Source organism: Actinoplanes sp. GCM10030250, assembly GCF_042666575.1.
GTDB lineage: Bacteria > Actinomycetota > Actinomycetes > Mycobacteriales > Micromonosporaceae > Actinoplanes.
In genome coordinates this window covers 33382-53018 of sequence record NZ_JBHTDO010000008.1, presented here as the reverse complement: position 1 = coordinate 53018, position 19637 = coordinate 33382, and the positions used below count along the sequence as shown (strand labels likewise).

Below are 19637 nucleotides of genomic sequence, written 5' to 3'. Positions count from 1 at the left end.
CCTGTGGTTGTGGCGGCGTCCCTGCGGATGTGGCGGGTCCGGCGGACGAGGCGGCCTCCCTGCGGACGTGGCGGGTCCCGCGGATGGGGCGGCGCCCCGCGCATGGGGCGGCGCCCCATGGAGGTGGGGCGGTCTTGTGGAGATGGGGTGGTCCTATCGTTGTGGCGCTGTCACGAGACCTGACTCGTAGGCGATCACCACCAGCTGTGCGCGGTCTCGGGCGGCGAGTTTGATCATCGCTCGGCTGATGTGGGTCTTCGCGGTCGCTGGGCTGATCACGACGGACGCGGCGATCTCGTCGTTCGACAGGCCGCGGGCGGCGAGCGCCACGACCTCGCGCTCCCGGGCGGTGAGCGTCGCCAGGCGTACCGACTCGCTGCCGGGGCGGGGGCGGGAGACGTAGTCGGCGATGAGGCGTTTGGTGATGGCCGGGGACAGCAGCGCGTCACCGCGGGCCGCCAGGCGGATCCCGTGCAGCAGGTCGTCCGGGTCGCTGTCCTTGACGAGGAAGCCCGCGGCGCCTGCTCGCAGAGCTGCGTAGACGTGGTCGTCGACGCCGAAGTTGGTCAGGATCACCACGTGCACCGCGGTCAGGCGCGGGTCGGCGGCGATCCGGCGGGTCGCCTCGATGCCGTCCAGGACGGGCATCCGGATGTCGGCGAGCACCACGTCGGGCAGCAGCGAGGTGGCGAGCCGCACCCCCTGAGCGCCGTCGCCGGCCTCTCCGACCACGTCGATGTCGTTTTCGGCCTCGAGCAGAGCCCGGAATCCCGCCCGGATCATCGGCTGGTCGTCGACCAGCAGCACCCGGATCACTGCTGCTCCGGGACGATCAGGGGCAGCTTTGCCCGTACCAGAAAGCCGCCCGCAGGGCCCCACCCGGCATCCAGCGAACCGCCCAGCCCGGCCACCCGCTCAGCCATGCCACTGAGGCCGCGGCCCGGCGCAACCGGCCGGCCCGGCGGACCGGTGCCCTCGTCGGTGATCTCCACCGTCAGGTCGTTGTCGCCGTAGTCGAGCAGCACGGTCGCGGGGGCCTGCCCGGCGTGGCGGCCGACGTTGGTGAGGGACTCCTGCACTATGCGGTAACCCGTGGCGGAGACCGGGCCCGGCAGCTCGCGCTCATGACCACGGACCGTCACCGTGACCGGCACACCGGCCAGGCCGGCGCGGTCGACCAGCTCCTTGAGCTGATGCAGCCCGTGCTCGGGCTCGTCGCCGTGCAGCACGTCGAGGGTGGCCCGCAACTCGCGCATCGCCTCGGCGCCGGCGTCCTGAATCGCGAGCAGCGCGGGCGGCACCGGATCGCCGCTCTTACGGGCCAGATGCACCGCGACGCCCGCCTGAACCTTGATGATCGAAATGCAATGGGTGAGCGAATCGTGCAGCTCACGGGCGATGCGCAGGCGTTCCTCACCGGCGCGGCGGCGGGCTGCCTCCTCACGGGTTCGCTCGGCCTCGGCGGCGCGCTGCTCAGCCTGAGCAAGGTAAGCCCGGTGCTGCACCAGGACCTCGGCCATCACCGCGGACGCGACGATCCAGCCCAGCAGCAACAGCCAGCGCTGGGTCGCCTCGCGGCCGCCGCCGGCCAGCAGGAACTCAGCCGCCGGCCCGATCGCCAGCAGCGCCACGACAGCCGCCCCCGCTGCCCGCCGGTGGCCCTCGGAGACGACGGTGTGGGCCGCGACCATCACCGGCACAGCCGGGCCGAACCCGGGATAGCCGGCCACCATGTATGCCACCAGGGCCGCAGCGGTCACGACCAGCACGGGCACCGGCGCGAGCCTGCGCACGACAAGAGCCGCCGCGGAGGCCAGCAGCAGCGCCAACCCGCCCGCGTCGAGGGCCGACCGTCCCGGGGGCGCGATCACCGCACCCGCGACCGCGGCCAGCCCTGCGGCTGCGGCCAGGGCTGCATCACGCCATTGCACTCTCACATGTGGACGGTAAACGAGCGGTCTGCTGCTTGGCATCCCTCCGTGGGAGCAGTCTCGGCGTACCCCCGAGGGGGTAGACGGCGCCGCAGGAACACCCCCGCGGGGGGACGCGGATGGAGGGCGGCGGCTCGCAGGATGGGCGCATGCCTGAGCCGTACCGGTACATCAGCCCCGACCCGGTCGCATCTGCCACCGGGACGCCCGCCCTCGTCTTCGCCCAGTCGCGCCGCGAGCTGGGCGCGCCGTTCGCGCCGCACCTCATGGCGGCACCGGATCTGCACGCCGCTACCTGGTCGCTGCTGCGGGAGTCGATGCTTGCCGGTGCGGCCCCGCGTGCGCGTAAGGAGGCTGTCGCCCTTGCTGTGGCGGTCGCCAACCGGTGTCCGTTCTGCATTGATGCGCATGGTGTGTTGCTGCACGCGACCGGTTCTCATCGGCTGGCGCGGGCGGTTTTGCGCGGTGAGCCTCCCGACGATCCGGCCGACGCCGCGCTGATTGGCTGGGCTACTGGTTCACGCCCGTTCCCTGCTGGTGCGGCGCCGTTGGCGGGCGGTGCGGCGCCGTTGCCGGGCGGCGCGGCATCGTTGCCGGGCGGCGCGGCATCGTTGCCGGGCGGCGCGGCGCCGTCGCCTGCTGGCGCTGTGCCTTTCCCGGCGGGGGAAACCGCGGAGTTTGTGGGCACCGTGCTGGTCAACCACTTCATCAACCGCATGGTCGACGCGCTGCGGCCGGGATCGATCCTGCCGTCGCTTCCCGGTCCGGCGGGGGACGTGGTGGTGAGCCCGCTGCGCCGTCTGGCGGGGGCGGCACTGTCGCGCCGGGTGCGCCGCCCGGTGCGGCCGGGAGACAGTTTGCGGTTGCTCGGCCGTGCTGCGGCGGGCGGTTCTCCGGCTTGGGCGAGGGACAACCCCTTCATCGGTACGGCGTACGCGGCTTTCCGCACCGCTGCTCATAGGGGTGGTGACCTGCTCAGCGAGGACGCCAGGGAAGTCGTGGCCGGAGTAGTGGAGGGGTGGGACGGCGGTCATCCGGCGATCGGTAGTGACTGGCCGGGGCGGCTTCTGGGTGATGTGGAGTTGGAGGAGCGGCCGGCTGTGCGGCTGGTGCTGCTTGCGGCGATTGCGCCTTATCGGCTTACCGACGTCGCTGTGGGTGCGTGGCGGGGAGGTGTGGAGCAAGGGGAGGACGGGCGGTTGGTTCGGCTGCTCGCTTTCGGTGCCATTACCGCGGTGGACAAGATCGCGGCTGGGCTGGCCGTGGGCGGTGAGCCGCAACCTTGTGAGACGGCCCGGCAGCGGAGCGCCTGACGGGGTGGTGGCAGTGGCCGGCGTAGGTAGGAGCGCACGTTGGGGTGGCGGGCATAGGTAGAAGCGCACGTTGAGGTGGCGGGCATAGGTAGAAGCGCACGTTGAGGTGGCGGGCATAGGTAGAAGCGCACGTTGAGGTGGCGGGCGTAAGTAGGAGCGCACATTGAGGTTGCGTGCGCGTCTGCCCACGTCAGGGGCCTTGTCAGCGCACACGTAACGCCAACGTGTGCGGCTACCCACGCTGGTTCGGCGCTTCGCAGCCGCCGTCGAGCCTTGATCGCAAGCGTGGCGGGAGCGCGACGAGCAAGGGACGACGGGCAACGAGGTGACCGGCGACCCGCGACGGGCGACGGGCGACGGGCGACGGGCGACGGGCGACGGGCGAAGTCGGCCGAGGGCGGCCGAGGGCGGCGGTCAGCTTGGCGAGCGTGTCACGGTTGGCGCCCGACCGGCGAATGGGACGGGTGGGGTGGGGGTCAGCCGGTCATGGAGCGGGCGATCACGAGGCGTTGGATTTGGTTGGTGCCTTCGACGATTTGGAGGACTTTGGCTTCGCGGAACCAGCGTTCGACGGGGTGGTCGCTGACGTAGCCGTAGCCGCCGAGTACCTGGACGGCGTCTGTGGTGACGCGCATGGCTGCGTCGGTGGCGAAAAGTTTGGCCTTTGCCGCTTCGATGGAGAACGGGCGGCCGGCGTCCTTGAGGCGGGCGGCTGAGAGGAGGAGGGCGCGGGCTGCTGAGACCTGGGTGGCCATGTCGGCGAGCATGAAGCCGATGCCCTGGAAGCGGCCGATGGGGCGGCCGAACTGTTCGCGTTCGCGGGCGTAGGCGGTGGCGTAGTCGACTGCTGCCTGGGCCAGGCCGACGGCGCAGGCTGCGATGCCGAGGCGGCCGGCGTCGAGGGCCTTCATGGCGATGGCGAAACCTTCGCCGTCTGCGCCGACCAGGCGGTCGCGGGGGATTCGGGCGTCTTCGAGGACGATTTGGGCGGGGGCCGAGGAGCGCAGGCCCATGAGCCGTTCGGGTTGCTGCGGGAGGAGGCCGGGGGTGTCGGCGTCGGCGAGGAGGCAGGAGATGCCGCGGGGGCCGGGGCCGCCGGTGCGGCAGAACAGGTTGTAGAAGTCAGCGCGGCCGCCGTGAGTGATCCAGGCCTTGGTGCCGTTGACCAGCCAGGTGTCGCCGTCGGCTACGGCCTTGGTGGTCAGGGCCGCGGCGTCGGAGCCGCCCTGGGGTTCGGAGAGGCAGTAGGCGCCGAGGAGTTCGCCGCCGAGCATGTCGGGGAGCATTTTGCGCTGGCGTTCGGTGCCGAAGCCCGCGACCGGGAAGCAGGAGAGGGTGTGCACGCTTACCGCTTCGGCGATTCCCAGCCAGGTGCCGGCGAGGATTTCCAGGACCTGGAGGTAGACCTCGTACGGCTGGGCGGAGCCGCCGTCGGCTTCCGGGTACGGCAGGCCGAGGAGCCCGGATCGTCCCAGCGTGCGCAGGACGTCGCGGGGGAACTCTCCGCGTGCCTCGAAGTCGTCGACCCGGGGTGCGAGTTCGCGGGTGGCGAGGTCGCGGGTGAGGTCGAGGAGGTCATGTGCTTCGGGGGTGGGAAGCAGTCGGTCCACGGTCATGCGCCGAGCTTAACGGTCGTTCAGCATCGCTGAAAGGCGCCCGCGCCGGGTCCGTGAGTTGACTATGCCCGCCGGGACGCGGGTGCGGGCCTGGAACGGGTCAGGTGTCGCCGGGGGTTACCAGGCCGGTTTCGTAGGCGAGGACGACCGCCTGGGCGCGGTCTCGTAGTTCCAGCTTGGCGAAGATCCGGGCGACGTGGGTTTTCACCGTTGCCTCGCTCAGGGTCAGGGTTTCGGCCAGTTCGGTGTTGGAGAGGCCGCGGCCCAGCAGGGCGAGCACCTCACGCTCGCGGGGTGTCAGCGCGGTCAGGTCGCGGTGCACGGCGGGTGGCTCGTCGGCGGTGGCGGCGAAGCGCTGGACCAGGCGGCGGGTGATGGACGGGGCGAGCAGGGCGTCGCCGGTGCCCACCAGCCGGACCGAGGCGGCCAGGTGATCGGCGGTGACGTCTTTGAGGAGGAAGCCGCTGGCGCCGATGGCCAGTGCCGAGTAGACGTAGCGGTCGAGGTCGAACGTGGTGAGCATGAGGATGCGGCAGGCCGGGTTGCGGGCCAGGATGCGGCGGGTGGCTTCGAGGCCGTCCATGCCGGGCATGCGGATGTCCATCAGAACCACGTCGGGGCGGAGCCGTTGCTCGGCGGCGACAGCGGTGGCGCCGTCGGAGGCCTCGCCGACCACCTCGATGCCGCGGGCGGTGAGGATGAGCCGGAAACCGGTGCGGATTAATTCCTGATCATCGACGATGAGAACGCGCGGGCCGGTCACGGGCGGATCAGACGCGGGCGGGCCGGTCACGGGCGGATCAGACGCGGGCGGGCCGGTCACGGGCGAGGGCGGGCCGGTCACGGGCGAGGGCGGGCCGGTCACGGGCGAGGGCGGGCCGGTCACGGGCGGGCCTCCAGGGGGATGCGGGCACGGACCCGGTAGCCACCGCCGAGCCGGCGCCGGGCGTCCAGGTCGCCGCCGTAGACGGCCACCCGCTGGCGAAGCCCGATCAGGCCGCGGCCGGCACCCGCACCGGCCGACATGGAATCGCCCTGCAGGGAGCCGGACAGGGGGCCGGACAAGGAGCCGGACAAGCCGGACAGGGGGCCGGGCAGCGAGCCCGACAGCACGCTCGGGCCGGTGGTGAGGACTTCGACGCGGAGAGCATGGTCCGCGTACCGGATGGTGACCTCGGCCTTCCCGCCGGTGCCGTGTTTGAGGGCGTTGGTCAGCGCCTCCTGCACGATCCGATAGGCGGTCACGTCGATCCCCGAGGGCAGGGGCCGCCGCTCCCCCGACACCCGCACCTCCACGGGCAGTCCGGCGAACGCGATCCGGTCGATCAGCGGGCTGAGGCTGCTCAGGGTGGGCTGGGGCGCGAGTCCCGTACCCTCGAGATCTTGTTCTTCGCCGTCCGCGGCCGGCGCCAGAAGCCCCAGCAGGTGCCGCAGCTCGGTCATGGTGGTCCGCCCGGCGCGCTCGACCTCGGTGAGCGCCCTCGCCGCCTCGCCCGGCAGCGTGGCCAACACCTCGCGGGCCGCGCCCGCCTGCACGATCATGACGCTGACGTTGTGGCTGACGATGTCGTGCAGCTCGCGGGCGATGCGCGCCCGCTCCTCGTCGACGGCCACCCGGGTGGCGGTCTCCCGCTCGCGTTCCAGCAGCCAGCCGCGCTCGCCCATGGCCCGCAGATGCCGGCGGCGGGCACGCACCAGCGCGATGCCCAGCCCGGCGGCGGCGCAGACCGCGGCGGCGAGCGCGATCGAGAGCCACACCAGTTCCACGACGCACACCTTCGCAGATCGCCGCCATCCGGCGCATCAACCCGGGCGCCGACGCGAGTACATCCACGGTATGACAACCGTGGATGGATGCATCCAGCGGCCGATGCCTTTTAGGGTACGGGCTACGTAGCGTCCCACCCATGACAACAGATACCCCAGTGGTGCGTCTCGACGGCGTCCGCAAGGAGTACGGGGACACGATCGCGCTGGACGGCGTTTCGCTGGAGATCCGCGCCGGCGAGGCGGTGGCGGTGATGGGCCCGTCCGGATGCGGCAAGTCCACGCTGCTCAACATGATCGCCGGGCTGGACCGGCCGAGCGCCGGGCAGATCACCGTCCACAACGAGAGGCTCGACGAGATGAACGAGACGAGGCTGGCGCTGTTCCGCAGGCACCACCTCGGCATGATCTTCCAGTTCTTCAACCTGCTGGACGACCTGCCGGCGCTGGACAACGTGGCGCTCGCCGCCCAGCTCACCGGCACCTCGGCCGGCGCCGCCCGCAAGCGTGCCCTGGAACTGCTCGACGAACTGGGCATCGCCGACCGGCGCAACAACTACCCGGCGGCGCTCAGCGGGGGCGAGCGGCAGCGGGTCGCGGTAGCCCGGGCGCTGATGAACCGGCCGGCGCTGCTGCTCGCCGACGAGCCGACCGGCGCGCTGGACAGCAAGGCCGGCGACCAGGTGATGGACCTGCTGCTCGACCTGAACCAGATCGGTCAGACGCTGCTGATCGTCACGCACGACGAGCGGCTCGCCCACCGGTGCGCCAGCCGGTTGATCGAGCTGGCCGACGGCCGGATCGCCCGCGAGTCCGCCCTGGACCGGGTGTGAACGCCGTCTGGACCGCCGCCCGGGCGGCGGTGCGGCGGCGCAAGCTGCAGACCTTCGTCATCTTCCTGGTGGTGCTGCTCTCGACGAGCACAGTGGTGGTGTCGCTGGCTCTGCTGGACGCGGCGTCGGCGCCGTTCGACAGGGCGTTCGCCCAGCAGAAGGGTGCGCACGCGATCGCCGCGTACGACCCGGGGAAGGTGACGGACGCGCAGCTCGCCGGAGCCCGTACTGGGGTGGAGGCGATGAGCGGCCCGTTCGGGCAGGTGGTGCTGGAACCGGCGGACGATCGCCCGAGGCCCGGGCCGAACGGGCCGATGACGGTGGCGGGGCGGGCCGGCCCCGGTGGAGAGGTCGACCAGCTGAACCTGTGGCGGGGGCGATGGCCGTCCGCGACCGGCGAGATCGTGCTGAACGAGACGCCGCAGACCGAGGACTTCGCCCTCCAGTTCATCGACGAGGCGAAATCGGTCACCCTGGGCGGGCAGGCGTTCACCGTGGTCGGCTGGGCCCACAGCATGAGCGGGTCGGCGGACGGCTGGGTGACGCCGGAGCAGATGGCGGCGCTGAAACCGACGGGTACGCAGGTCCTCTACCGTTTCACCGGCGACGTCTCGACCAAGGCCGCCGTCGATCAGCGCCTCGCCGGGGTGACCACGGGGCTTCCCGCCGGTGCGCTGATCGCGGCCCAGCCGTACACCGTCCTGAAGGAGCAGGCGGCCGCGCAGCCCGGCACCTACCTGCCGTTCTTCGGCACCTTCGGCGTGCTCGGCCTGCTGGTCGCGGTGATCATCGTGGGCAACGTGGTGAGCGGCGCGGTGGTCTCCGGCTTCCGGCACATCGGGGTGCTCAAGTCGATCGGCTTCACACCGCGGCAGGTGGTCGCGGTCTACCTGACCATGGTGACGGTGCCGGCCATGGTCGCCGCGGTGCTCGGCGTGGTGCTGGGCACGATGGCGGCGGAACCGATGCTGTCCGACACGTTCCAGGGGCTGGGCTACGGTGACGCCGGGGTGTCGGCCTGGGTCCAGATCGTGACGCCACTGGGCGTACTCGCCCTGGTCCTTCTGGCCGCGATGCTTCCCGCCCGGCGCGCCCACAGCCTTTCCGCGGCCGAGGCGATCAGCGCCGGCGCCGCGCCGCGCCGCGGGCGTGGATTGCGGGTCCAGCGCAAACTCTCGGGTACGCGGCTCCCGCGCGCCGTCAGCCTCGGACTCGGCCTGCCGTTCGCCCGGCCCGGCCGCACCGCCCTGACCATGGCGTCGCTGCTGCTCGGCGTGGTCACGGTGACGTTCGCCGCCGGCCTTTCCGACTCGATCATCCGGGTGGCCGAGGTGGGTGACCTCTCCGGTGGCGACATCGCGGTGCGCGCCGACCCGCTGGGCATGGGCCCGGTCACCACGAAGACGGATGCCGAGGTCGAGCAGATGCTGCGCGGCATCCCCGGCGCCGAACGCGTCGCGGTGGTCGTCGGGCGGGAGGTGACCCGCCTCGGCGACAGCGAGCCGATCCTCGTCAACTTCGCCCGCGGGGACGTCGCCGAGATGGGCTACAAGGACCAGGTGCTGGAGGGGCGCTGGATCGAGGCCGCGGACGAGGTGGTCGCGCCGAGCCAGCTCCTCAACGAACGCGGGCTGACGATCGGCGAGCAGCTCAACCTGGAGATCGGCGGGGTGCGCAGCACCTACACCGTGGTGGGTGAGACGGTGCGCGGCTTCCCGGGGCCGGACGGCCTGTTCGCGCAGTGGCGCACCTTCGACAACACACAGCCGCAGGACTTCTTCTATCAGGTGCAGGTCACCGACGGCACCGACCTGGACGCCTACATCGCCGCGGTGGACGCCGCCGAACCCGGCCTGGACGCCTGGAGCAACCTCGGCGGGAACGAGTTCGCCATCGTGGTGACGACGTTCTCCACCGTGCTCGGGGTGCTGCTGGCGACGGTGGCGGCGCTGGGCGTGCTGAACACGGTCGCCCTCAACGTCCACGACCGGCGCCGTGACCTGGGCATGCTGAAGTCGATCGGGATGACACCCCGGCAGGTGGTGACGATGACGGTCACCTCGATGGCGGCGCTGGGGGTGGTCGGCGGAATCATCGGCATGCCACTCGGGATGGCGGCGCACGGTGTGGTCGTGCCGCTCGCCGCGGACGCCGCGAAGATTCGCCTGCCGGATTACGTCCTACAGGTCTGGGACCCGGGCACGCTGGCGCTGATGGCGCTCAGCGGGGTGCTGATCGCTGTGGTGGGCGCACTGCTGCCGGCCCGCCGAGCGGCGCGGCTGACGATCGCCAGCGTCCTGCACAACGAATGACGAGGTCCTCGGCGCCGCTCAAGCGGGGGCGGCACCGCTCAAGCGGGGGCGGCACCGCTCAAGCGGGGGCGGCGCCGAGGATCCGGTTGATGAGCGCGGCAAGATCGTCTGGTTCGCGGGTCGCGGTTCTGGCCTCGAATCGGTGCCGGAGCTCGGCGCACGCGGCGGGACCTAGCCGCACCTGGTTGTCACGCAGAGCGCGCAGCACGATGATCCGGTAGGTCCGGCGCGCGTCGACGCCGGTCGGGGGGAAGCCTCGCCAGGCGATGTCGATGGCAACCCGGAAGGCGTCGAGCAGTTCCTCGGGCTCGGAGTCGACCGAGAGGCGCAGCCAGAGGGTGATCAGTGACTGCGCCGCCGAGATCGCACGGTCCTGCCAATAGCCGTGCACGATGATGACCGCGTCCTCGAACGCCGTCTCCAGCGGCTCGAGCGCGTGCCGGGCGAGGTCCTCCAGCGGGTCGCAGTGGAAGTTGGCCTGCCACTGTCGCAGGCGGTCGTTGCCCTGCGTCCAGGAGAAGTGACCGCGCAGGAACTCCGGGTCGTCCTTGTCGGCGGTCAGCACGTCCCGCGTCCAGTACAGGTCCGAGGCCGGTGCTGCGGCGTTGGGCCACGAGGTGTCCCGGGACAGCACCAGCACGCGCTGCTCGCCGGCCCACTGCCGCTGAACCCCGATCGTGCCGACCAGGCGGCTCCACGCGTCGACCCGAAGCTGTGATCTCCAGAGCAGGGTGAGACGCCGCCACTCGTCGATCCGGTCGTCGGTGTCCGGGAACAGCTCGTCGGTGGTCAGCGCGGCGCCGGTGGCGACCAGGAGCAGGACGAGGTTGGCCGAGTAGACGGCGTGGCGGGCCGGGAGGGACAGCGGCGCCGGTGCGTAGTCGGCGTACCGGCCGCGCTCGCGGGGGTCCAGGGCACGGTGGAACAGGCCCAGGAGCATCGGCCGGAGCGCGTCGCGCCGCTGGGTGGGCCAGCCGGCGAGCCGGTCGGTGAGGAAGTCCAGCAGGGTACGGCGCTGGCTGATCGGCGAGAACGACAGCAGCGCGTGCAGGTAGTCGTCGTCGGTGGGCGCTGTCCGGCTGCGGCGGCTCTGCCGGAGGTCGTCCTCGACGAGATCGGCGAGCTCCCGCTCCAGAGCCCGGGCACCCAGGTACTCGCCGAAGGTGGCGTGCAGGAACTCGTACGTCTGCAGTGCCTGTCCGTCGCGCCTCGCGCGTGCCTCATGGATGAAGAAGAAGCGGCCGAGGACAGTTTCTCCCACGGTCAGCACCCGTCGCACTGTCGCGGCCGGTCCGGTGGTTCCGGTGCGCAGCAGCACAGGCAGGTCGGCGTCGAGGTCGGCCTCGGTGACCCACTGGCGCCCGCGGTTGAAGGCGGCGAACGCGACGAGTGACAGGCGCAGCAGTTCCTCCTCGACCAGCACTTGGCGGTGGCTCTCCGGGTGGCCCGCGCCCTCCTTCAGGACCTCGCGCCACGCGAACCTGCTCAGCAGGCGCTCGTAGAGGTCGGCCTGGTCGAGGTCGGTAGCGGCACCGGCGGCCAGCGCGTTGTCCTGGGCGTCGTAGATGGCCAGCATCAGCAGCAGGAGAGGTTGCGAAGCGAGCTCCGGATGGCCGGTCACCGCCGCGAGCGACAGCGGCAGCAGGCCGGCGGCCCGGAAATACGCCTCGTTCGCGGTGTTCCAGACGGTGAGCCACCGCGCGATCTGCTCGTCGGTGAACGGCTCCAGTCGCAGAGCCACCGTGTCCGGCACCGGGCGCGCACGATCGGCGACAGCGGTGCGGGTAGTGACGACGACCGCGACCGCCCGGCCCTCGGCGGCCTCCCGGGCCTGGAACCGGGCGACGTTCTGCAGGTAGTCCCACTGGCTGACGCCGGTGGCCTGGAGCAACTCGTCGAAGCCGTCCAGCAGCACCACGGGCAGCGCCCCCGGGATCGCGCCGACCACCTCCGGCCAGGTCGCCCGCTCCCCCGTGGCGTCGAAGATCGCCTGCTCGATCTGCACCTGGAGGCTCGCGTCGGCGGGCACGTCACGCAGCGGAACCCGGACCACGGCGAAGTCCTCGGGCGGCAGGGTGGCGGCGAGCATCCGGGTGAGCAGCGACTTGCCCGATCCCGGCTGGCCGAGCAGCAGCAGGGGGCCGGCCGTTGCCGGCATCGACGTCAGGTGACCGACCAGGAAGCGCATGAGGTCGTCCTGCGCCGGCACCTGTTCCCACCACTCCTCGGCGGCGAGCGGGACCTGCGGGGTGACGGCCGAGACCCGGAACGACGGGTTGATGTAGGAGGAGGCGATGTCCGGGATGTTCGGGCCGGCGTCGCCGCTCTCCGCGTCGAGCACCGGGTCGAGCAGGGCGGCGGTGTAGGCGCGGGAGAGTGCGGTCCGTTTCTCGGCGGCGGCTCGCCGCGGTGCGAGGGAACCGAGGGATTCGCGCAGTGCGGCGACACCGACGGTCAGCTCGTCCATCCGGCGGCGGGTGGCCTGGTGGTCGAGGAGGTTGACCCAGAACCCGAACTCGGGGACGTCACCGGCCATCCGCCGGAAGCCGGACTGGTAGTCGGCCAGCGCCTTCTCGACGACGGCGCCGCGCAGCGCGCTGCCGATCCGGTCACGATCGGCCCCGCCGAGGTCGTCCCATGCCGCGAGGCCGGAGAGGAAGCGCAGCACCGAGTCGGAGAGGCGACGGTAGAAGGCTTCCAGCTCGGTGAGGAGGTCCTCGTACGGCTGGTGGGGTGCGGGCATCGGCACGTCGGAGTGCAGGAGTGCACGGGCCAGGTCGCCCAGCCGTTCGCCGCCGGGCCGGGCGCCGGTGGCCAGGTGCACCAGCTCGGTGCCGGTGATCTCCGGTGACGGGAGGGCACCGAAGTAGGCGCAGGTCACCAGGGCGGCGTGGCCCGCTGCCAGGCGCTGCGTACGGTCGATCCGGTTCAGCCCGGCCAGCCGGTCCCCCAGGTCCGCGACGAGGCCCTGCGTCGTCCGGAAGAGTTCGGACCTCGCGTCGAACAGGCTCAGGGCGAGCGCACTGCCACCCGCCGTGGCGGCGAGCAGCAGGCCACCGGTGGCCCGGTCGATCACAGTCACAGCCTGGCTCTGCCCGCCCAAAATGCGCACCGCGTCGGCGTACGACAGCGAACGGCTCATGCCGCCACCTCCGCTGCGCTCCGGCGTCGCCATGAGCTGAAAACTGAGCCCGATGATTCGCTCGCAAGCTCACTCATACCGCCACCTCCGCTGCGCTCCGGCGTCGCCATGAGCTGAAAACTGAGCCCGATGATTCGCTCGCAAGCTCGCTCATGCCGCCAGCGTGCCTGCTGGGGTAGGCGGGCGCATAGGGTGTTGCGGTGACCAGACCACTGCTGGCAGTCGACGCCCCCAGTCTGTACTTCCGTGCCTTTCACGGCATTCCGGAGAAAGCCGCGCAGACCCCCGCCGGGGAACCGGTCAACGCGATCCGCGGCTTCATGGACATGCTGGCCCAGCTGATCCGGACGCGGCAGCCCGACCGGCTGGTCTGCGCGCTGGACGCGAGCTGGCGGCCGGCGTGGCGGGTGGAGCTGGTTCCGTCGTACAAGAAGCACCGGGTGGCGCACGGCGACGTCGAGGTGGTGCCGTCGTCGCTGGAGCGGCAGGTTCCGGTGCTGCTGGAGGTGCTCGCGGCGATCGGCATCCCGGCGTTCGGCGTGGACGGGTACGAGGCGGACGACGTGCTCGGCACGCTCGCCACCGGTCAGCCCGCACCGGTCGAGGTGGTCTCCGGCGACCGTGACCTGTTCCAGCTGGTCGACGACGCGCGGGGCACCCGGCTGCTCTACTGCGGGCGTGGCGTGGCCAAGCTGGAGGACGCCGACGAGGCCCTGGTGCGGGCGAAGTACGGCGTGCCCGCCCGGTGGTACGCGGACTTCGCCGCCATGCGGGGCGACCCGAGCGACGGCCTGCCCGGGGTGGCCGGCGTCGGGGAGAAGACGGCGGCCCGGCTGATCGAGCGGTACGGCGGGGTGGAGGAGATCCTCGCGGCCCTCGACGATCCGGGCGCCGGGTTCGCTCCCGGCGTACGGAACAAGCTCGACGCGGCGCGCGACTATCTCGCCAAAGCCCTGCCGGTCTGCAAGGTCGCCCACGACGTGCCCCTGCCGGATTTCGATCCGGCCCTGCCGAAGGCGCCGCGCGACCCGGACGCGCTGCTCGCGCTCGCCGAGCGATGGAACCTCGCGGGCTCCGGACGGCGGCTGGTGGACGCTCTGGCCGGCTGATCGGTTGCGGGCAGGTTGCCGGACGGGTGCGGCCCGGTACGTGATCTCAGGTCGGCGGTCGCGCTCCCGATACGGGCATTCGGCAACCCCGCCGCCGCCTGATCGGAGTACGCCTTGTCGACGCGAACAGCTCGTGCGTGCTTCGGCGCCTGGATCCTGGTGCTCACCGGCGTCTACTACGCGCTGCCGGGCGCCCACCTCTACACCTGGGCCGCGCTGGGCTACTCCTGCGCCGCCATGGTCCTCGTGGGTGTCCGGCTGAACCAGCCGGAACGCAAGGCGCCGTGGTATCTGATCAGCGCCGCGCTCGCCTGCTTCACCACCGGCGACACCTGGTACAACCTGGTGCTGGCGCTCGGTGACCAGCCGGACTTCCCCGGCTTCGCCGACCTCTTCTACCTGCTGGTGTACCCGCTGCTCACCGCCGGGCTGCTGATGTTCATCCGGGCCCGCGCGGGCGGCGGCACGAACCGCGGCGCGCTGCTCGACGCGCTGGTGCCCACTGTCGGCCTGGGGTTGCTCGCCTGGGTGTACTGGATCGCCCCGTTCACCCGCTCCGACGAGCTGTCGCTGCTGGAGAAGCTGGTCTCGATCGGCTACCCGCTCGGTGACGTGCTGGTCCTGGCGATGATCCTGCGGATGCTGACCGGCGCTGGCCGGCGGGGCGGCGCGGTCACCACCATCGGGATCGCCATGGTCGGCCTGCTGATCTCCGACATCTTCTACGGTCAGTCGCAGCTCAGCAGCGCCTGGGCGCTGGGCGGCCCGGTCGACCTCGGCTGGATCGTCTTCTACGGCCTGATGGGGTACGTCGCACTCCAGCCGTCGATGCGGGCGCTCACCGTGCCCGCCGGGCAGGAGTCGCTCGACATGGGCCGGCACCGCATCTTCTGGCTGGCTGCCGCCGCCCTGATCGCACCGGCCGTGCTCGCCCTCGAGTACGCCCAGGGTGCCGAGATCGAGATCGCCCGCGGAGGTGTCGTCGACGCGCCGGTGATAGCAGCCGCGGCCGCGGTGATGTTCCTGCTGGTGCTGGGCCGGGTCGCCGGCCTCGCCCTCGCGCAGCGGCAGGCCGGCGCCCGGGAGCGGGCGCTGCGCCAGGCCAGCGCCACCCTGTTCGCCGCCACGACAGTCGAGGACGTCGGCATCAGCGTGCAGCACGCGGCCGCCCGTCTCATGCCGGCTGACCAGCCCTACCACCTGGAACTGGTGCCGCACGTGTTCCCCGGCGACCCCGAGTACACGATCGTGCTGATGCCGGCCGAGGATCTCCCGCACGGTGGGGCCGGCGGTTTCAGCCACGCCCTCTACGGCATCCAGCCGCTGCCCTCCGGCGGTTACGGCGTGATGATCGTCGGCGGTCCGCAGAACGTGCTGCAGGCGGTGCGCCCCTCGTTCGAGGCGCTCGGCGCGCAGGTCACCGTGGTGCTGGAGCGGATCGCGCTGACCGCCGAGGTGAGCAAGCGGGACACCGAGGCGTACTTCCGTACGCTGATCCAGAGCGCCGCCGACGTCATCCTGATCGTGGAGGCCGACGGCACGATCCGCTACGCGAGCCCGTCCGCCGGTGCCCTCTTCGACCACACCGACCCGACCGGTCACCCCTTCGCCGACCTGTTCACCGAGGACTCCCTCGAAACGCTGCGCGAGGTCATGGCCCGCATCGGCCGCTGCGCCGGCGACCTCGACGGCATCGACCTCGCTGCGCATCGGGACGGGCGGCGCGTGGAGATCGAGTGCGATCTGCGCGATCTTCGAGAAGATCCGACGGTACGCGGACTCGTGATCACCCTGCGGGACGTGACCGAGCGGCGCCGCCTCGAGGACGACCTCACCCACCAGGCGTTCCACGACTCGCTGACCGGCCTGGCCAACCGGGTGCTGTTCAAGAACCGCCTCGAACAGGCGTTCAGCGTCGCCGTCCGCGACGGTGCCACCCTCGGTGTGCTCTTCGTCGACCTGGACGACTTCAAGGAGGTCAACGACACCCTCGGGCACGCCGTCGGTGACCAGCTGCTGCTCACGGTGGCACAGCGGATCTCCGCGGTGATCGGGGCCGGCAGCACCGCCGCCCGGATGGGCGGGGACGAGTTCGCCGTCCTCGTGGAGCAGAGCGACAGCGCCGACGCCGCCGAGGACCTGGCCGCGCTGCTGCTCGCCGCGCTGGCCCAGCCGATCGAGGTGACCGGCCCGGACGGCACCGTGCACCAGGTCAGCGGCGCCGCCAGCATCGGCGTCGCCACCAGCCGGGACGCGGAGAACGCCACCGAGCTGCTGCGCCACTCCGACCTCGCGCTCTACCTGGCGAAGGGGCTCGGCAAGGGCAGCTGGCAGCGGTACCAGACCGACCTGCACAACGCGATGGTGCAGCGGCTGGAGATGCGTACGGCCCTGCACGAGGCGATCGAGGACGAGCAGTTCGTGCTCCAGTTCCAGCCGATCGTCGAGCTCGTCGACAAGCGGCTCACCGGGGTCGAGGCCCTGGTCCGGTGGCAGCATCCGACCCGGGGGCTGCTGGGGCCGTACCACTTCGTGGAGGCGGCCGAGGAGAGCGGCGCGATCGTCGGCATCGGCACCTGGGTGCTGCGTGAGGCCCTGCGCCAGTTCGGCCAGTGGCGGGCCGAGAACCCCTCGATGACCCTGCGGTACGTCAGCGTCAACGTGTCGGCACGGCAGTTCCGCAACCTCGACTTCGCCGACGTGGTCCGCCAGGCGCTCGCCGACACCGGCGCCCGCCCGGAGTGGCTGCTGCTGGAGATCACCGAGAGCCTGGTGCTGCGCGACGCCGACAAGGTCCTGGCGGAACTCAAGGCCCTGCGGGCCATGGGCGTGCGCATCGCGATCGACGACTTCGGTACGGGCTACTCCTCCCTGAGTTACCTGCGGCAGATGCCGGTCGACGTCCTGAAGCTGGACAAGTCGTTCATCGACGACATCCTGCACAGCCGTCAGCAGCACGCCCTCGTCGACACGATCGTCACGCTGGCGCACAACCTCGACCTCGCCGTTGTCGCCGAGGGCATCGAGGAGCCCGGCCAGCACGCCGCGCTCGACACCATGGGCTGCGACTACGGCCAGGGCTACCTGTTCGCGAAGCCGCTGTGGCCGGCCGACATCCCGGCGATGGCCGTGGCACCCGCCGAGCAGCAGGCCGTGGTGACCGTCTGAGCGGGTTTGTCTGCCGGATGCCGGACAATCCCCGGTGGGTGGTTAGACGGATATCTACTGGCGCGAAGCGGCGGAACGGGGCAGGGTCGGGGGTGTGCTGAACAACCCCGTGTGGGCCAGCCTCTCCGGGCCGCAGGCGTGTTTCGCCGAGGCCTCCGGCGATGCCGCCCGATACGTGCCCGAGATCGCCCCGTTCTGCGCGCTGCGCGACCCCGGTGACCCGGCCGGCTGGCGCGACCTGGCGGCGCTCACCGACCAGGCGCTGCTCACCGGCCCGTCGATCACGCCGCTCGCCGGCTGGGAGACCGAGTCGGTGATGCACGGCGTGCAGATGGTCGGCCAGAGCATGACCGGCGTCGAGGATCCGGAAGCGGTCGCGCTCACCGAGCACGACGTGCCGGAGATGCTGGAGCTGGTCGCCCGCGCCCAGCCCGGCCCGTTCCGCAAGCGGACCATCGACCTGGGCCGCTACCTGGGCATCCGTGCCCCCGACGGGCGGCTGATCGCGATGGGCGGCGAACGGCTGCGGATGCCCGGCTGGACCGAGGTCAGCGCCGTCTGCACCGATCCGGAGTTCCGCGGCCAGGGGCTCGGTGCCCGGCTCACGATGGCCGTCGCGGCGGGGATCCTGGCGCGCGGTGAGCTGCCGTTCCTGCACGCGGTGCACGACAACGACAGTGCGATCCGGCTCTATGAGCGGCTCGGGTTCGAGCACAGTGGCGACGTCGTCTTCGCGTCCTTCCGGTATGCCGGCCAGAGCTGACGCGGTTCTTCGCTGGGATTCAGCGGGTTGCGGTTCTTCGCTGGGATTCAGCGGGTTGCGATTCTTCGCTGGGATTCAGCGGGTTGCGCGAGGCCTTGCCGAACGGGACACTGCTGCCGTGACGGACGCGATCGTGGACAAACTGAACGCCGAGATCCCCCATTCGGCGCGGGTGTGGAACTACTGGCTCGGCGGCAAGGACAACTTCGCCGCCGACCGGGCCGTCGGTGACCAGGTCCGCGCGGTCTTCCCGGAGATCGTCGGCGCGGCCCGGCACACCCGGGCCTTCCTGCGCCGGTCCGTCACCTTCCTGGCGGGCGAGGGGATCCGGCAGTTCCTCGACGTCGGCACCGGCCTGCCGACGGCGGACAACACCCACGAGGTCGCGCAGCGGGCCGCCTCCGACGCGAAGATCGTCTACGTCGACAACGACCCGCTGGTCCTGACCCACGCCCGGGCGCTGCTGACCAGCACCCCGGACGGCGTCACCCAGTACATCGACCACGACCTGCGGGACACCGGCGCGATCCTCGAGGCCGCCGCGCGGATCCTCGACTTCTCCCAGCCGGTGGCCCTGATGCTGCTCGGCGTCATGGGGCACGTCGAGGACCCCGCCGAGGCGCGCCGGATCGTCCAGGAGCTCGTCGCCGGCCTGCCGTCCGGCAGCTACCTGGCGATGTCCGACGGGACGGCGACCAGCGAGCGGGTGATCGAGTCGCACCGGCAGTACAACGAGAGCGGCGCGGTGCCGTACCACCTGCGCGAGGTCGCCGACTTCACCTCGTTCTTCGACGGGCTGGACCTCGTCGAGCCGGGCGTGGTGCCGACCCCGCTGTGGCGGCCCGACTCCGAGGATCGCCCGGCGGTCGACGGGTACGCCGGGGTGGCCCGCAAGCCGTAGCGGACACTTCCGCCCACCGGTTCGGCGGATAGTCAAGATCATCGCGTACGGGCAAAGCTGTCCTGATGATCCACGGCCGCCCCGCGTCGCCGGCGGCGTCCCCGTCCACGCCGCCCTCCCCCGCGCCCCCTTCGTCCGCGCCGCCCTCCCCCGCGCCCTCTTCGTCCGCGCCGTCGCCCGCCACGGCGCCTGTGGCAACCGGCGCACCTGCGTTGCCCGTCCACCGGCGCCAGCTCGTCGTGTCCGGCGTGGTGCTCCTGGCGCTGCTCAGCATCGGAATGATCGTCGCGGGGATGCTCGACCGCCCCGCCGAACCGTCGTGGGCGACCCCGCAGCCCGGCGACGACCCCGACCGGACCGCCACGGCCCCCTACTCCGTGTCGGCGTCCCCGTCGGCACCGGCGTCCCCGTCGGCCACCGGCTCACCGAGCCCGGCGCGGACGAGCCTGCCCGCCCGCAAGCTCTCCGCCAAACCCTCACCCAGGCCCACTTCGGCCTCGCCCTCCCGCAACCCGACCCGCAAACCACCCGCCTCCACATCACCGACCCGGCAGCCGGCTCCGACTCCGACCGCGACCTCCCCGCAGATCGCCCAGCTCCTCGCGGACTGTTCCCCCGAGGGCGCCCGCGCCGAGACGAGATCCGGCATCCCACTTGCCTGCCGCACACGCCCCTGGGACCCCGAACTCCGCTGGCGCCTGGCCTGACCCGCGACTCGCGCCGTAGTCCCACCGACGCAGCTGGCGCTGAGTGCTGCATCCCGCCCGCCGACACAGCACTGG

General features: G+C 71.7%; 14 protein-coding genes. 8 read left to right on the top strand and 6 right to left on the bottom strand.

Going from position 1 to position 19637, the window contains the following annotated elements:
• Nucleotides 1–153: 153 nt before the first annotated feature.
• Entirely contained in the window at nt 154–816 is a 663-nt protein-coding gene (locus tag ACFQV6_RS13345) for a response regulator (protein ID WP_378027751.1), read from the bottom strand.
• On the bottom strand, nt 813–1937 hold the full coding sequence (locus ACFQV6_RS13340; RefSeq protein WP_378027750.1) for a sensor histidine kinase: 1125 nt from the start codon (nt 1935–1937) through the stop codon (nt 813–815). The genes ACFQV6_RS13345 and ACFQV6_RS13340 overlap by 4 nt, the downstream gene beginning before the upstream one ends.
• Nucleotides 1938–2080: 143 nt before the next feature.
• On the opposite strand from ACFQV6_RS13340, the gene ACFQV6_RS13335 reads away from it, so the two are divergent.
• Entirely contained in the window at nt 2081–3244 is a 1164-nt protein-coding gene (locus ACFQV6_RS13335) for a carboxymuconolactone decarboxylase family protein (RefSeq protein ID WP_378027749.1), read from the top strand.
• 476 nt (nt 3245–3720) lie between these two features.
• On the opposite strand, the gene ACFQV6_RS13330 is transcribed toward ACFQV6_RS13335, so the two are convergent.
• The 3 genes from ACFQV6_RS13330 to ACFQV6_RS13320 form a co-directional block, all read right to left on the bottom strand.
• Nucleotides 3721–4860, bottom strand: a complete 1140-nt coding sequence (locus tag ACFQV6_RS13330) for an acyl-CoA dehydrogenase family protein (RefSeq protein WP_378027748.1) — start codon at nt 4858–4860, stop codon at nt 3721–3723.
• A gap of 100 nt (nt 4861–4960) precedes the next feature.
• Nucleotides 4961–5623 (bottom strand): response regulator, encoded by a 663-nt coding sequence (locus tag ACFQV6_RS13325; RefSeq protein WP_378027747.1) that lies wholly within the window; start codon nt 5621–5623, stop codon nt 4961–4963.
• A gap of 119 nt (nt 5624–5742) precedes the next feature.
• Complete coding sequence (locus tag ACFQV6_RS13320; protein WP_378027905.1) at nt 5743–6525, bottom strand: sensor histidine kinase; 783 nt, start codon at nt 6523–6525, stop codon at nt 5743–5745.
• Nucleotides 6526–6767: 242 nt separating this feature from the next.
• Here ACFQV6_RS13320 and ACFQV6_RS13315 point away from each other — a divergent pair, with 242 nt between their 5' ends.
• Both ACFQV6_RS13315 and ACFQV6_RS13310 read left to right on the top strand, forming a co-directional pair.
• A complete protein-coding gene (locus ACFQV6_RS13315) occupies nt 6768–7460 on the top strand; it encodes an ABC transporter ATP-binding protein (RefSeq protein ID WP_378027746.1) in 693 nt (230 codons plus the stop codon).
• Nucleotides 7457–9772 carry an FtsX-like permease family protein gene (locus tag ACFQV6_RS13310; protein WP_378027745.1) on the top strand — a complete coding sequence of 772 codons (2316 nt, stop codon included), beginning with the start codon at nt 7457–7459 and terminating at the stop codon, nt 9770–9772. Before ACFQV6_RS13315 ends, ACFQV6_RS13310 begins: the two co-directional genes overlap by 4 nt.
• A gap of 58 nt (nt 9773–9830) precedes the next feature.
• Here ACFQV6_RS13310 and ACFQV6_RS13305 read toward each other — a convergent pair whose 3' ends face one another.
• Nucleotides 9831–12914 carry an NACHT domain-containing protein gene (locus ACFQV6_RS13305; RefSeq protein ID WP_378027744.1) on the bottom strand — a complete coding sequence of 1028 codons (3084 nt, stop codon included), beginning with the start codon at nt 12912–12914 and terminating at the stop codon, nt 9831–9833.
• A 200-nt stretch (nt 12915–13114) separates the two neighbouring features.
• On the opposite strand from ACFQV6_RS13305, the gene ACFQV6_RS13300 reads away from it, so the two are divergent.
• The 5 genes from ACFQV6_RS13300 to ACFQV6_RS13280 all read left to right on the top strand — a co-directional run bounded on the left by ACFQV6_RS13300 (nt 13115) and on the right by ACFQV6_RS13280 (nt 19562).
• The gene (locus ACFQV6_RS13300) at nt 13115–14023 is read left to right on the top strand and encodes a 5'-3' exonuclease H3TH domain-containing protein (protein ID WP_378027743.1); all 909 of its coding nucleotides are present in this window, start codon (nt 13115–13117) and stop codon (nt 14021–14023) included.
• Between the two features lie 114 nt (nt 14024–14137).
• Nucleotides 14138–17191: a putative bifunctional diguanylate cyclase/phosphodiesterase gene (locus tag ACFQV6_RS13295; protein WP_378027742.1), complete on the top strand. Its 3054-nt coding sequence runs from the start codon at nt 14138–14140 to the stop codon at nt 17189–17191.
• Between the two features lie 94 nt (nt 17192–17285).
• A complete protein-coding gene (locus ACFQV6_RS13290) occupies nt 17286–17954 on the top strand; it encodes a GNAT family N-acetyltransferase (RefSeq protein ID WP_378027741.1) in 669 nt (222 codons plus the stop codon).
• Nucleotides 17884–18855 carry an SAM-dependent methyltransferase gene (locus tag ACFQV6_RS13285; protein WP_378027740.1) on the top strand — a complete coding sequence of 324 codons (972 nt, stop codon included), beginning with the start codon at nt 17884–17886 and terminating at the stop codon, nt 18853–18855. The genes ACFQV6_RS13290 and ACFQV6_RS13285 overlap by 71 nt, the downstream gene beginning before the upstream one ends.
• Before the next feature lie 212 nt (nt 18856–19067).
• Nucleotides 19068–19562, top strand: coding sequence for a hypothetical protein (locus ACFQV6_RS13280; protein ID WP_378027739.1), 495 nt, complete (start codon nt 19068–19070; stop codon nt 19560–19562).
• Nucleotides 19563–19637 lie beyond the last annotated feature (75 nt).

Bases quoted from the DNA above. Each gene is read 5' to 3' on its own strand.
- ACFQV6_RS13335 (WP_378027749.1), top strand. From the start codon at position 2,081: ATGCCTGAGCCGTACCGGTACATCAGCCCCGACCCGGTCGCATCTGCC.
- ACFQV6_RS13330 (WP_378027748.1), bottom strand. From the start codon at position 4,860: ATGACCGTGGACCGACTGCTTCCCACCCCCGAAGCACATGACCTCCTC.
- ACFQV6_RS13320 (WP_378027905.1), bottom strand. From the start codon at position 6,525: ATGGGCGAGCGCGGCTGGCTGCTGGAACGCGAGCGGGAGACCGCCACC.
- ACFQV6_RS13315 (WP_378027746.1), top strand. From the start codon at position 6,768: ATGACAACAGATACCCCAGTGGTGCGTCTCGACGGCGTCCGCAAGGAG.
- ACFQV6_RS13305 (WP_378027744.1), bottom strand. From the start codon at position 12,914: ATGAGCCGTTCGCTGTCGTACGCCGACGCGGTGCGCATTTTGGGCGGG.
- ACFQV6_RS13285 (WP_378027740.1), top strand. From the start codon at position 17,884: ATGAGCGGCTCGGGTTCGAGCACAGTGGCGACGTCGTCTTCGCGTCCT.